The 13,178-nt window shown below is 61.1% G+C and carries 11 protein-coding genes; 6 read left to right on the plus strand and 5 right to left on the minus strand.

The window, feature by feature from the left end; genetic code table 11:
* Positions 1 to 66: 66 nt before the first annotated feature.
* Positions 67 to 456, minus strand: a complete 390-nt coding sequence (locus M0D68_RS02000; protein WP_200620642.1) for a hypothetical protein — start codon at positions 454 to 456, stop codon at positions 67 to 69.
* Positions 457 to 1,078: 622 nt separating this feature from the next.
* Here M0D68_RS02000 and oxlT point away from each other — a divergent pair.
* The 4 genes from oxlT (at position 1,079) to M0D68_RS02020 (ending at position 6,037) form a co-directional block, all read left to right on the plus strand.
* The gene (gene oxlT / locus M0D68_RS02005) at positions 1,079 to 2,410 is read left to right on the plus strand and encodes an oxalate/formate MFS antiporter (RefSeq protein WP_093637093.1); all 1,332 of its coding nucleotides are present in this window, start codon (positions 1,079 to 1,081) and stop codon (positions 2,408 to 2,410) included.
* Positions 2,411 to 2,473: 63 nt separating this feature from the next.
* Entirely contained in the window at positions 2,474 to 4,216 is a 1,743-nt protein-coding gene (oxc, locus tag M0D68_RS02010; protein WP_093637090.1) for an oxalyl-CoA decarboxylase, read from the plus strand.
* 25 nt (positions 4,217 to 4,241) lie between these two features.
* Positions 4,242 to 5,492: a formyl-CoA transferase gene (gene frc, locus M0D68_RS02015; RefSeq protein WP_093637087.1), complete on the plus strand. Its 1,251-nt coding sequence runs from the start codon at positions 4,242 to 4,244 to the stop codon at positions 5,490 to 5,492.
* Positions 5,493 to 5,605: 113 nt separating this feature from the next.
* A complete protein-coding gene (locus M0D68_RS02020) occupies positions 5,606 to 6,037 on the plus strand; it encodes a PAS domain S-box protein (RefSeq protein ID WP_171929144.1) in 432 nt (143 codons plus the stop codon).
* Between the two features lie 9 nt (positions 6,038 to 6,046).
* On the opposite strand, the gene M0D68_RS02025 is transcribed toward M0D68_RS02020, so the two are convergent.
* Positions 6,047 to 6,661 carry a TetR/AcrR family transcriptional regulator gene (locus M0D68_RS02025; RefSeq protein WP_266223951.1) on the minus strand — a complete coding sequence of 205 codons (615 nt, stop codon included), beginning with the start codon at positions 6,659 to 6,661 and terminating at the stop codon, positions 6,047 to 6,049.
* Between the two features lie 83 nt (positions 6,662 to 6,744).
* On the opposite strand from M0D68_RS02025, the gene M0D68_RS02030 reads away from it, so the two are divergent.
* Complete coding sequence (locus M0D68_RS02030) at positions 6,745 to 7,878, plus strand: MBL fold metallo-hydrolase (protein ID WP_256457004.1); 1,134 nt, start codon at positions 6,745 to 6,747, stop codon at positions 7,876 to 7,878.
* A gap of 39 nt (positions 7,879 to 7,917) precedes the next feature.
* Here M0D68_RS02030 and metE read toward each other — a convergent pair whose 3' ends face one another.
* Entirely contained in the window at positions 7,918 to 10,197 is a 2,280-nt protein-coding gene (gene metE / locus M0D68_RS02035) for a 5-methyltetrahydropteroyltriglutamate--homocysteine S-methyltransferase (RefSeq protein ID WP_266223651.1), read from the minus strand.
* A gap of 106 nt (positions 10,198 to 10,303) precedes the next feature.
* On the opposite strand from metE, the gene M0D68_RS02040 reads away from it, so the two are divergent.
* Positions 10,304 to 11,212: a LysR family transcriptional regulator gene (locus M0D68_RS02040; protein WP_200571728.1), complete on the plus strand. Its 909-nt coding sequence runs from the start codon at positions 10,304 to 10,306 to the stop codon at positions 11,210 to 11,212.
* A gap of 105 nt (positions 11,213 to 11,317) precedes the next feature.
* Here M0D68_RS02040 and bfr read toward each other — a convergent pair whose 3' ends face one another.
* A complete protein-coding gene (gene bfr / locus M0D68_RS02045) occupies positions 11,318 to 11,794 on the minus strand; it encodes a bacterioferritin (protein ID WP_054033607.1) in 477 nt (158 codons plus the stop codon).
* A gap of 184 nt (positions 11,795 to 11,978) precedes the next feature.
* Positions 11,979 to 13,178, minus strand: coding sequence for an aminotransferase class V-fold PLP-dependent enzyme (locus M0D68_RS02050; protein ID WP_266223652.1), 1,200 nt, complete (start codon positions 13,176 to 13,178; stop codon positions 11,979 to 11,981).

Raw genomic sequence — 13,178 nt, forward strand, 5'->3', positions numbered from 1 at the left:
CACTGCGAGTGGCACCATGCAAGTCACAGGTGCCGCGGTCGCAACATGGACACACGCGCGCCGCGTCTAGACACCCGCGAGCGCCGGCAGCTCCATCTCGTACGACACGCGCTCGCGCCAACTGCTCATCTGCGGCTGATGTACCACGCGGGTCGGATGCTGCGCGCTTTCGACGTGAATCGATACGCGCGCCGGATAGCGCGCCTTTTTCCGCTCGAGAATGGCCCGGCTCAGAAACCCGACGCTATACGCTTTCAGCAAGTGCGGATGATGAGCTTCGATGTACGCGGCAATCTGCGCCTCCTCATCGTCGATCGTGGCTAGCAACGCCAGCGTGCGCGCATCCCAACGGAAGCGCAGGCCGAGTTCATCGAAAGCACTGTTATAGGCGCACAGTTGCGCCTCTATTTCAGCATCGTGCGCGTTGTCACGGGCGTCGAACTGGGACGGGTTCATGGTCGTCTCCTTCAGGCAGGTTGGCATGACGAAGAATAGGAGCGCGCATAGATAAACAACAGTTAAAGTTTTTTCGAAAAACTATAAAGTTTTGTTTATATATCCGTTCCCCTGATGACGACCTCCACGAAGTCAGGATGCCTCGACAGTCACCCTCAATGCGCTTTCCGGTCAGCTGCGCGACAGCTTCGCGTAGAAGAAGCTGACCCCGGCAATCCGCCGAACCCTCGTCGATCGAAAATTCCCCGAACGCAAGCACGGCCGGAAGCAGACGCTTCTTGCAGTGCACCACATGCCGGCTCGATCCATGCAAGGTCGCGTCGCTCATGACCCGCAATCAGAACCGGCATACCCATCCATTCGGTATGCCTAATGCTAACCATAAAATGTTTTAACTTTTACTTATCGCTGTTCGCGCGCAGCATCCTTCAGACGCGCTCCACGCGAAACGCCTTTTACCCAGTTGTTGTGAGATCGACGGGCAAGGGTTTTCGTCAGTGCAATTCCCTCTGGCCGACCAATGGCGCTTGATTGCCAACAGACAAACCGGCGATGAAGCGATTCGATCACGTAGGTCCAACGCGCCGCTCGAGCGCGACGGAATATACAGGAGACGAAGGACATGGGACATACCAACGTATCCGGGACAGGCAGTACGCCGTTCCGGCAAAACCGCTGGGTGCAGCTAGCAATCGGCATCGTATGCATGGGGCTGGTCGCGAATCTTCAATACGCCTGGACGCTGTTCGTCGTCCCGATGGACAACGCCCATCACTGGGGCCAGGCAGCCATTCAGACCGCCTTCACGGTCTTCATCGTCACTGAAACCTGGCTCGTGCCTATCGAAGGCTGGCTCGTCGACAAGTTCGGGCCGCGCCCGGTTGTGATCGGCGGTTCGGTGTGCGCGGCGCTCGGCTGGATCATCGACGCGCATGCGAGCAGTCTCGTCGAGCTCTACATCGCGGCTGTGATCGCCGGTATCGGCGCGGGGTGCGTGTATGGCACCTGCGTCGGCACAGCGCTCAAATGGTTTCCGGACAAGCGCGGTCTCGCAGCCGGCCTGACCGCGGCAGGTTTCGGCGCCGGCGCGGCCGTCACCGTGATTCCCATCGCCAACATGATCCAGCGCTCGGGTTACGAGCACACGTTCATGTTCTTCGGCATTTTCCAGGGCGTCTGCATTCTGCTGCTCGCCACCATGCTGGTACGGCCGAAACCTCCTGCATTCGCGGTCGCGGCCAAACGTGTGGTTGCAAGCAAGATCGACTACACGCCTGGCGAGATGATCCGTTCGCCGCTCTTCTGGGTGCTGTATCTGATGTTCGTGTTCGTCGCAGCCGGCGGCATTATTGCCACCGCCCAGCTTGGGCCGATCGCGAAGGAGTTCGGCTTTGCCAAGCTGCCGGTGAACCTGATGGGCATCACGCTGCCGCTGCTCACGATGACGCTCTCGATCGACAATCTCTGCAACGGGTTCACGCGTCCGTTGTGCGGGTTTCTGTCGGATCGCATCGGCCGCGAAAACACGATGTTCATGATCTTTCTCGGTGAAGGCGTCGCGCTGCTCGGGCTCATGCAGTTCGGCCACAACCCGTACGCCTTCATGTTCTTCGCCGCCGCCGTATTCCTGTGCTGGGGCGAAATCTTCTCGATCTTCCCAGCGACCTGCGCGGACACGTTCGGCAGCAAGTACGCCGCGGCCAATGCCGGCACGCTTTATACGGCGAAGGGCACCGCGTCGATGCTGGTGCCGCTCGCCTCTGTACTGTCGGCCAGCGGCGGGTGGAGCACCGTGTTCATCTCGGCGGCGGTGGTGTCGATCGCGGCAGCCGTATCCGCGAAATTCATCCTCGCCCCCATGAGAAAACGCTGGATCGAAAACTCAGGCGCGCCGGCTGGCGTAGTGATCGCTGAAGCGCGCCTGCGGCCGTCGCCAGGCGGCTCACCTGAATGAACAACAACGTGAGCTCGCCACTCACGACAAATCCATAACGTCCCGCGACCAAGGAGCAGCATCATGGCAGAAGCCGACCGGCAAACAGTAGAAGAGACTTCGACACAACAAGCGGCCGAGACGACCGACGGGTTTCATCTCGTCATCGACGCGCTGAAACTGAACGACATCAGCACCATCTTTGGACTGGTCGGCATCCCGATTACCGACCTCGCGCGGCTTGCACAAGCGGAAGGGATGCGTTTCATCGGTTTTCGTCACGAGCAGCACGCGGGCAATGCAGCGGCGATTAGCGGTTTCATGACGCAAAAGCCGGGTATCTGCCTGACCGTGTCGGCGCCCGGCTTTCTGAACGGCCTGACCGCGCTCGCCAACGCGACCACCAACTGCTTCCCGATGATCCTGATCAGCGGTTCGAGCGAGCGTGAAATCGTCGATCTGCAGCAGGGCGATTACGAAGAAATGGATCAGTTGAATGCGGCCAAGCCGTATGCGAAGGCCGCGTATCGCGTGCTGCATGCCGAAGACATCGGCATCGGCGTGGCGCGAGCGATTCGCGCCGCGGTGTCAGGGCGTCCGGGCGGCGTGTATCTGGACTTGCCGGCCAAGCTGCTCGCGCAAACGCTGGACGCCGTGAAGGCGCAGCAATCGCTGGTCAAAGTGGTCGATGCCGCGCCGCGTCAGTTGCCGGCGCCGGAATCGGTCAAGCGTGCCATCGATGTGCTGAAGAGCGCCAAGCGTCCGCTGATCCTGCTCGGCAAGGGGGCGGCTTACGCGCAGGCTGACGCGGAGATCCGCGCGTTCGTCGAGCAAAGCGGCATTCCCTATCTGCCGATGTCGATGGCCAAGGGCCTGTTGCCCGATACGCACGAGCAATCGGCGTCGGCGGCACGCTCGTTCGTGCTGCAGGAGGCCGACGTGGTCGTGCTGATCGGCGCGCGTCTGAACTGGCTGCTCTCGCACGGCAAGGGCAAGACGTGGGGCGCGGAGCCGAAGAAGTTCGTCCAGGTCGATATTTCGCCGACCGAGATCGACAGCAACGTCGCGATCGCCGCGCCGGTGATCGGCGATATCGGCTCGTGCGTGGCGGCATTGCGTGCCGGTCTGGATGCGGGATTCGCAAAGCCGAGCGCTGAGTGGACCGGCGCGATCGCCGAGCGCAAGAGCAAGAACCTCGCAAAGATGGCCGCCACGCTCGACAAGAACCCGTCGCCGATGAATTTCCACAGCGCATTGCGTGCAATCCGCGATGTGCTGAAGACACGTCCGGACATCAACGTCGTCAACGAAGGTGCGAACACGCTCGACTACGCGCGCAGCATCATCGACATGTACGAGCCGCGCAAGCGCTTCGATTCCGGCACGTGGGGAATCATGGGCATCGGCATGGGCTTCGCGATCGGTGCGGCGGTGACGAGCGGCAAACCGGTTGTCGCGATCGAAGGTGACAGCGCGTTCGGCTTCAGCGGCATGGAACTCGAAACCATCTGCCGCTACGACCTGCCGGTTTGCACGATCGTCTTCAACAACAACGGCGTGTATCGCGGCACCGACGTGAACCCGACCGGCGGCAAGGACGTCGCGCCGACCGTGTTCGTGAAGGGCGCGCGCTACGACAAGATGATCGAGGCATTCGGCGGTGTCGGCTACAACGCGACGACACCGGAAGAACTGACGAAGGCGCTGCTCGAAGCGATCGCGTCCGGCAAGCCGACCTTGATCAACGCCGTCATCGACGAAGCGGCGGGCACCGAAAGCGGCCGCCTGACCAATCTGAATCCGCAAAGCGCGGCAATGAAAAAGTGATCCAGCGTAACCACGGAGATATCAAATGACCAAACCACTCGAAGGCATCAAGATCATCGACTTCACCCACGTTCAGGCCGGTCCTGCGTGCACCCAGTTGCTCGCCTGGTTCGGCGCCGACGTGATCAAGGTTGAGAGACCGGGTTCGGGCGACGTGACGCGCAACCAGTTGCGCGACATCCCCGACGCCGACGCGCTTTACTTCACGATGCTCAACAGCAACAAGAAGTCGCTCACGTTGGACACGAAAAAGCCCGAGGGCAAGGAAGTACTGGAAAAGCTGATTCGCGAATCCGACGTGCTGGTCGAAAATTTTGGGCCGGGCGCGCTGGACCGGATGGGCTTTTCATGGGAACGCCTGAATGAACTCAATCCGAAGATGATCGTCGCTTCGGTGAAGGGCTTCAGCGACGGCCATCACTACGACGACCTGAAGGTCTACGAAAACGTCGCGCAATGCGCGGGCGGCGCGGCCTCCACCACCGGCTTCTGGGACGGCCCGCCGACCATCAGCGCCGCGGCGCTCGGCGACAGCAACACCGGCATGCATCTGGCGATCGGCATTCTGACCGCACTGATTGGACGCGACAAAACCGGCAAGGGCCAGAAAGTCGCGGTGTCGATGCAGGACAGCGTGCTGAACCTGTGCCGCGTGAAGCTGCGCGACCAGCAGCGGCTGGAACGCGTCGGCTATCTCGAGGAATATCCGCAGTATCCGCACGGCGAATTCAGCGACGTGGTGCCGCGCGGCGGCAATGCGGGCGGTGGCGGTCAGCCGGGCTGGGTGCTGAAGTGCAAGGGCTGGGAAACGGATCCGAACGCGTACATCTATTTCACGATCCAGGGCCATGCATGGGAGCCGATCTGCAAGGCGCTCGGCAAGCCCGAGTGGATCGATGATCCCGCCTACAAGACCGCTGAAGCACGTCAACCGCATATCTTCGAGATCTTCGGCACCATCGAAGCCTGGCTTGCCGACAAGACCAAGTTCGAAGCGGTCGACATTCTGCGCAAGTTCGATATTCCGTGCGCGCCGGTGCTGACAATGAAAGAACTGGCCAACGATCCGTCATTGCGCGCGAGCGGCACGATCGTCGAAGTGCCGCACAAGAAACGCGGCACATATCTGACGGTCGGCAGTCCGATCAAGTTCTCGGACATGAAGCCGGAAGTGACTGCGTCGCCGCTGCTCGGTGAACACACGGATGAAGTGCTGGCGAGCCTCGGCTACAGCCGGCAGGACATCTTCAACCTGCACGAAATCAAAGCGGTTTAATAGTGTTACTTACGCTACGGGCCTGGGCGTAGGCTCGGGCCTGTGAATACGGCGCCCCTCAGCGGGCGCCGTATTCAATTCAAGGATCTGCGGTTTTACTTCCGGGGAGCGCCATGCAAAGCGCTATCGACTTCGAGCAACTCGTCAACGCAATCGGCGACGCGATCATCATTTCCGATGCCGCCGGCAGCATCACGTTATGGAACCCTGGCGCTGAGCGCATGTTCGGCTTTACGCAGGACGAGGCACTGGGAAAGTCGCTGGACCTGATCATTCCGGAACGTTTGCGCGGCCGCCATTGGGACGGTTATCACAAGACCATGGCAACGGGCGAAACCCGTTATGGCAACGACGTGCTGCGTGTTCCTGCCGTCCATAAGGACGGGCGGTCACTGTCGATTGCCTTTACGGTCGCGTTGCTGCATTCGCCGCAGAACGAGCTCACCGGCATCGTCGCCGTGATCCGCGACGAAACCAGCCGCTTCCAGGAGGATCGCCTGCTGCGCAAGCGTCTTGCAGAACTGGAAGCGTCCGCCGGCGCGTGAACGTGAGCGTCATGAATAGCGCGCAAGAAACATATCGGCCGCAGATTCCGCGACGTGCCTTTGCTCATCCGCGCTGAGGGGTGGCTGCCCCATCGTCACCTGCGGCCAGAACGCGAACGCTTTCACGAGAGCCTGCAACTGCTGTGAGGCAAACATCGGGTCCGATGTCTTGAGGCGGCCATCAGCAGCAGCTGCGCGAATCCACACTGTCAGGTCTTCTTCGCGCTCGCCCATGCGAGCGACCATGTCGCGCGCGCGTTCCTGCGAATGAATGCCCGCCGCGATCGCAACGCGTGCCAGCGACAGAAACGCCTCGTTATTCAGAAGGGCCAGCTTTTTAAACAGAAGCTGGAGCAACTGCGCACGCAACGGATGCACGGCCGAATAAGCCGTCACCTCGCCCGTGTCGCTCGACTCCCACAACTGCCCCAGGATCGCCGCAAACAGCGCTTCCTTGCTCGGAAAATGGTTGTAGACCGTCCGCTTCGAGACGCCCGCGCGTGCGGCGATTCGGTCCATGCTGGTCGCGTCAAAGCCGGCCGCGAGAAATTCTTCGATTGCCGCCCCAATGACGGCGGCGCGCTTGCGGTCGGTCAGGCGGAGGGTGGGTTCACTGGTGCTCATCATTAAATTTTACACCGGGCAGTTTACTTTTCTCGAAAATAAACTACACTCAGCAGTCTACTTTCCGCTTCGAGGCTGCCCGCATGACATCGTTTACCGGTTCTATTCGCCGCGCCTTGGGGCTGACGGCTGCGCAACGGGGGCGTGAATCGTTCGATATGTCGGCTCAGCACGACGGCGAGCGCTTTCGTAACGTCAAACCGCGTCCTGTCGAAGGACTCGGCAAGACTTTGAGCATCGTCTGGAATATTTTGCTCAACAAGCCGGCCGGCACGACGCCGGCGGGCGCCCTGCCCGTCGATGCGCTGACGCGCGAACAACTCCAGGCCGCACCGGACCGGAGCCTGTATCGCCTCGGGCATTCCACCATGCTGATCAAGCTGCGGGGTCAGTTCTGGTTGACCGACCCGGTCTTCGCTGAACGTGCATCGCCGTTCCGGCGCTTCGGTCCGAAGCGCTTTCACGCGCCGCCCATTGCCCTCGAAGACTTGCCGCCGTTGCGCGGCGTGATTCTGTCGCACGACCACTACGACCACCTGGACCGCGAGACCGTGTTGGCACTCGCTGCGAAGACAGGCGTATTCCTGACGCCGCTGGGCGTCGGCGACCGTCTGATCGAGTGGGGTATCGAGGCGTCGAAGGTCCGCCAGTTCGACTGGTGGCAGGGTGTCGAAATCGACGGCCTGGCGTTCACGGCAACCCCGGCGCAGCATTTCTCTGGCCGCAGCCTGTTCGACGGCAACAGCACCTTGTGGGCTTCGTGGGTCATCGTCGATGACGCGCTACGCGTGTTCTTCAGCGGCGACACGGGGTACTTCGACGGATTCAAGGCCATTGGCGAACGGCTGGGTCCCTTCGACGTGACGCTGCTCGAAACCGGCGCCTACGACGCGCAATGGCCGTACGTCCACATGCAGCCCGACGAGACCGTCCAGGCCCACGTCGATTTGCGTGGCCGCTGGCTGGTGCCGGTTCACAACGGCACGTTCGATCTGGCCATGCATCGCTGGCAGGAACCGTACGAGCGCGTGATCGGACTCACCGCCGCGCGCGGCATTCCGCTGTCGACGCCCCGCATGGGTGAGCGGCTGGACCTGGCCTCGCCGCACCGCGGCGAGAAGTGGTGGCGCGAAGTCGCCGAGACCGAGAGTGCGCGAGAGTCGAGGACACCGCTGCGCCGGTTCTTCTGCCGCCAGACCCGGCAAGCGAATTCGTGAGGTCGACGACCTCGCGCAGCGTCGTCTCAGTCGGTTTGATTAGATGCCCGCGCGCAACGTTTTAGCTGCCGCAACCATGTTCTTCAATGCAGGAATGACTTCTTCCCACGCACGCGTCTTCAGGCCGCAATCGGGGTTCACCCACAAGCGCTCAGCCGGAATCCGCTCGGCCGCCTTGCGCATCAGATTCACGATGTGCTCCTGGCTGGGGATATTCGGCGAGTGGATGTCGTAGACGCCCGGCCCGATTTCGTTCGGATAATTGAAATGGTCGAAGGCGTCCAGCAATTCCATGTCCGAGCGCGACGTCTCGATCGTGATGACGTCAGCGTCCATATCGGCGATCGAAGCGATGATGTCGTTGAACTCCGAGTAACACATGTGCGTGTGGATCTGCGTCTCGTCCTGCACGCCATTTGCCGTGATGCGGAAGGATTCCACCGCCCACTGCAAGTAGTTGTTCCACTGCGACTTGCGCAACGGCAGACCTTCACGCAGCGCCGCTTCGTCAATCTGAATCACGCGTACACCTGCCTTCTCCAGGTCCAGCACTTCCTCGCGGATCGCCAGCGCCAGTTGATAGCAGGAAACCGAACGCGGCTGATCGTCACGCACGAACGACCAGTTCAGGATCGTGACCGGGCCGGTCAACATGCCCTTCATCGGCTTGGCGGTCTGCGATTGCGCATACGTGATCCACTCGACCGTCATCGCCTTGGGACGGCTGATGTCGCCGAACAGAATGGGCGGCTTCACGCACCGCGAGCCATACGACTGCACCCAGCCGAACTGGCTGAACGCGTAACCATCGAGTTGTTCACCGAAATATTCGACCATGTCGTTACGCTCTGCTTCGCCATGCACGAGCACGTCGAGACCCAGCGCCTCCTGTTCCTGCACGCTGCGCGCAATTTCGTGCTGCATCACCGTCGTGTAGCTGGCTTCGTCCAGTTCACCGCTCTTGAGCTGGCTGCGCGCCTGGCGAATTTCAGCGGTTTGCGGGAATGAGCCGATGGTGGTGGTCGGGTAAGCCGGCAGGTTCAACAGCGCGGACTGCCGGGCGGCGCGTTGCGGATAGGCGCTGGCGCGACGTCCCAACGCGGCATCGATCTTCGCGATCGCGGCCTTGACCGTCGGGTTGTGCACGCGCGGCGACGTGCGACGGGTCTGGATCGCGGCCTGATTGTCGGCAAGCGCGGCTTGCACAGACTCGCGTCCATCGTTCAGCGCCTTCGCGATGATCTTCAGTTCATCGAGTTTTTGCAGGGCAAACGCGAGCCACGAACGGATTTCGTGATCGAGCTTCTGTTCGCTGTTCAGGTCGACCGGAACATGCAGCAATGAACACGACGGCGCGATCCACAAGCGAGCTTGCAAGGTCCGATGAATCGGCGTCAGCCATTCCAGCACCGCGCTCAGGTCGGTCTTCCAGATGTTGCGGCCATTGATGACGCCAAGCGACAGAATCTTGTCGGCGGGCAAGCGTGCGACGACCTGCTCGACCTCGCCACGGCCGTTGACCGCATCGACATGCAGACCTTGAACCGGCAATCCACAAGCAAGCGCGAGGTTATCGCGCAGCTCACCGAAATAGGTTGCCAGCAGCAGCTTCACGCGGGCGGTCTTCAACGCGTCGTACGCCGCGACAAACGCGTGTTGCCATGCCGGCTCGAGTTCGGTGACCAGCGCCGGCTCATCGATCTGCACCCACTCCACGCCTTGCGCCGCCAGTTGATCGAGCAGTGCCGCGTACACAGGCAACAGACGCGGCAGCAGCGCGAGCTTGTCCGAATCGTCCTTCGCCTTGCCAAGCCATAGATACGTCACCGGTCCGATGATGACCGGCTTGGCTTTGACGCCAAGCGCGCGAGCCTGGGCGAGTTGATCGAGGAGGCGCGACGCGTCGAGCGCAAACTCGGTCGACGCGCTGAATTCCGGCACGATGTAGTGGTAGTTCGTATCGAACCACTTGGTCATCTCGCCTGCCTGCACGCCGCAACTGCAGGCGGAATCATGCACGGAGCGGCCACGTGCAACGCGAAAGTAATTGTCGAGCGCGTCACCCTCGAAACCCCGGACCCGTTCCGGGATATTGCCCAGCATGAAGCTCGTGTCGAGCACCTGGTCATAGAACGAGAAGTCGCCAACCGGAACCTGATCGAGGCCGGACTGGTTCTCCCAGTGGCGCTGACGCAGTTGCGCGCCCAGGCTTTTCAGTTCGTCGCGCGACGACTGGCCTTTCCAATACTGCTCCTGAGCGAACTTCAGCTCACGCTTTGCGCCGATGCGGGGGAAACCCAGATTGTGTGTCGTAACCATGGTGATGAGCTGCTCCGAAAATGAACGGCTCGATCATAGGATGGATGACTCATGAAATATAATGGCATTATTTCATTGATCAATTAGTTTTCTTCATGGACTCACCATGCTTGAACGAACCCATCTGACGATCATTCGGGAAGTGGACCGGCAAGGCTCCCTGACCGCGGCGGCCAACGTGCTGTGCCTGACGCAATCGGCGCTGAGTCACACCGTCAAGAAGATGGAGCAACACCTGGGCACCGCCGTGTGGGATCGCGAGGGCCGAAACCTGCGTCTGACCCAGGCAGGGCAATATCTGCTGGCGCTTGCCAACCGCGTGCTGCCGCAAATGGAACATGCGGAAGAACGGATGAAGCAATACGCCCAGGGGCAGCGCGGCACGCTGCGTATTGGAATGGAATGCCACCCCTGCTATCAGTGGCTGCTCAAGGTGGTCTCGCCGTATCTCGCGCGCTGGCCGGACGTGGATGTCGACGTCAAACAGAAATTCCAGTTTGGCGGCATTGGTGCGCTGTTCGGTTACGACATCGACATTCTGGTCACGCCGGACCCGTTGAGAAAACCCGGTCTACGCTTCGAGCCGGTGTTCGATTACGAGCAGGTGCTGGTGGTCGGCCCCGGGCACCGACTCGCGCAGTTGCCCTTCATTCCACCCGAGGAACTGGCGGATGAAGTCCTCATTACGTATCCGGTGGAAATTGATCGGCTGGATATCTACAACCAGTTTCTGATGCCGGCGAACGTCATGCCGAAGCGCCACAAGGTCATTGAAACCACCGACATCATGTTGCAGATGGTGGCGAGTGGACGGGGCGTCGCCGCGCTGCCGCGCTGGCTGGTGGAAGAGTACGCCGGCAAGGTCGCCATCAGTCCGGTCAGACTGGGCAAGCGAGGCATTGCCAAGCAGATTTTTCTCGGCGTGCGCGAGACAGACGCGGCGATCGATTATCTGAAAGCGTTCGTCGAACTCGCGCGCGAATCGGACTGGAACGCGGCACAAAAAGCCGGCTGAACGGTGAACGTATCTGGAGAATTCGATGCGTTGATGGGCGGCCGTAGTGCGTGACGGCACATCGCTGATGGCCGTTTCACTGCGCCGCCCGGTGTCTCGACGGACTTACTCCGGTGACTCCATCGCCGATTGCTGATAGTTCTGAATCCCTACCTTGTCGATCAACTCCAGATTGGTCTCGAGCCAGTCGATATGTTCTTCAGTGTCGTCGAGAATATGGGTAAGGATCGCACGTGAGACGTAATCGCTAACCGTCTCGCAGTAGGCAATGGCTTCCTTGCACGTTGCCTGCGACATCCGCTCGAGCTTCAGGTCGCATTCAAGGATTTCCTGCGTTTCCTCGCCGATCAGCAATTTGTGCAGGTCCTGCAAATTCGGCAAGCCGTCCAGCACGAAGATGCGCTCGATCAGCAGATCGGCATGCTTCATCTCGCCGATTGATTCGTCGTACTCGTGTTTGCCGAGACCTTTCAGGCCCCAATGACCATACATTCTTGCGTGCAGGAAGTACTGGTTGATTGCGGTCAGCTCATTCTTCAATTGCGCGTTCAGGTATTCGAGTACCTTGGCATCTCCTTGCATACCGCCTCCTCTATTCGCTACGCCACGCCGCTCAGGCAACGCACTTCGCGTGATGCTGTTTGGTGCATGGCATCACGCGGCTCATGTGCGGCACCCGTTAGCGCAGCATAGTGCATGGCAGGCGCGACCGCACGAATGAGAATTGGTATCCCCTCAGATCCAAGCAAACCAAACGCGCAAAGGGTTACTGGATTGCCAACTTGCGGATTCCATCCAGCAGTCTGCCAATTTCCGCCTCGGTAGTCAGATAGCTGACCGACGCGCGCGCGATCTGTTTAAGTCCTCTGGATTCCATATCAAGAGGCGTGTACGGGACACCGTTGCTGCCGATTGAGATCCCCTGATCCGCCAGACTGCGCTGCACCGATGCAGCCTCCAGACCCGCTATGTTGAACGCCACCAGCCCGGATTGCTCGCGGCCCTGGTCCAGCACCGTCACACCGGGGATCTCCGCGAGTTGCCCGCGCAACGCGCGTGCCACGCTGTCGATCCGCGCGCGAATATTTTCAACGCCGATCTCCAACGCCTCTTCCAACGCATTAGCCAAGCCGCAATGCAGCGCTGGCGCGGCTTCCGCCGCCTCGAAACGCACCGCGTCGTCGCGCAAGACGGGCTCTCCGTCTGCACCCAGCGGCGCGGATCGTATGTCGACGAAAGCCGGAGTCAAGCGGGACAGAAACTCCTTCCGCACATACAACAGGCCTGTGCCTCTCGGACCACGCAGCGCCTTGCGGCACGGAGCGGTGAGGACATCGCAACCCACCTTGGCGACGTCGATGGGAAGTTGCCCAATCGCCTGGGCGGCATCGACGAAGTAAGGAATGCCGTGGCGGCGTGCGACCTGCCCGATCGCCGCAGCCGGATTGATCAGCCCGCCGTTCGCCGGCAACCAGGTCAGCGCAATCAGGCGCACACGGTCGTCAAGCATGGCCTCCAGCGCCTGCGGATCCACGGCGCCGCTGGAATCGGACGGAATGACTTCGATCGACGCCCCTGCGCGCTGGGCCGACAGGCGCATGGCAGCCAGATTCCCGCCCCACTCGTGACGCCCGACCAGGATCCGCTCTCCTGTTCTCCAGGGTCCTAGCGCGGCGAATGCGCGCCCCCACCCTGCCGAGTTGCCGCTTGTCAGGGCGATCTCCGCCGGACGGGCGTTCAGCAGTCGCGCAGCCAGCAAGCGAGCGCGCTCAGACTGCTCACGCCCGGCGATGCCGGCTTCCATCGGACCCATCGTGGCTTCGAGCCAAAGGTGGGCGCGCATCGCCTCCAGCGTGGCGGACGACGGCAGCGAGGCTCCCGCGTGATTGAAATGCGTGGTGCTTTGAGCACCGGGCGTAAGGGCGCGCAACGCATCGACGGCAGAAGGCGAAAGAGGAGAAGGCAT

This window comes from Paraburkholderia sp. SEWSISQ10-3 4 (genome assembly GCF_030464785.1).
Classification (GTDB): Bacteria; Pseudomonadota; Gammaproteobacteria; order Burkholderiales; family Burkholderiaceae; genus Paraburkholderia; species Paraburkholderia aspalathi.

Excerpts from the sequence above, each read along its gene's own strand:
- M0D68_RS02000 (WP_200620642.1), bottom strand. The coding sequence starts at position 456 with ATGAACCCGTCCCAGTTCGACGCCCGTGACAACGCGCACGATGCTGAA.
- oxlT (WP_093637093.1), top strand. The coding sequence starts at position 1,079 with ATGGGACATACCAACGTATCCGGGACAGGCAGTACGCCGTTCCGGCAA.
- oxc (WP_093637090.1), top strand. The coding sequence starts at position 2,474 with ATGGCAGAAGCCGACCGGCAAACAGTAGAAGAGACTTCGACACAACAA.
- frc (WP_093637087.1), top strand. The coding sequence starts at position 4,242 with ATGACCAAACCACTCGAAGGCATCAAGATCATCGACTTCACCCACGTT.
- M0D68_RS02020 (WP_171929144.1), top strand. The coding sequence starts at position 5,606 with ATGCAAAGCGCTATCGACTTCGAGCAACTCGTCAACGCAATCGGCGAC.
- M0D68_RS02025 (WP_266223951.1), bottom strand. The coding sequence starts at position 6,661 with ATGAGCACCAGTGAACCCACCCTCCGCCTGACCGACCGCAAGCGCGCC.
- M0D68_RS02030 (WP_256457004.1), top strand. The coding sequence starts at position 6,745 with ATGACATCGTTTACCGGTTCTATTCGCCGCGCCTTGGGGCTGACGGCT.
- metE (WP_266223651.1), bottom strand. The coding sequence starts at position 10,197 with ATGGTTACGACACACAATCTGGGTTTCCCCCGCATCGGCGCAAAGCGT.
- M0D68_RS02040 (WP_200571728.1), top strand. The coding sequence starts at position 10,304 with ATGCTTGAACGAACCCATCTGACGATCATTCGGGAAGTGGACCGGCAA.
- bfr (WP_054033607.1), bottom strand. The coding sequence starts at position 11,794 with ATGCAAGGAGATGCCAAGGTACTCGAATACCTGAACGCGCAATTGAAG.
- M0D68_RS02050 (WP_266223652.1), bottom strand. The coding sequence starts at position 13,178 with ATGCCTTCTCCTCTTTCGCCTTCTGCCGTCGATGCGTTGCGCGCCCTT.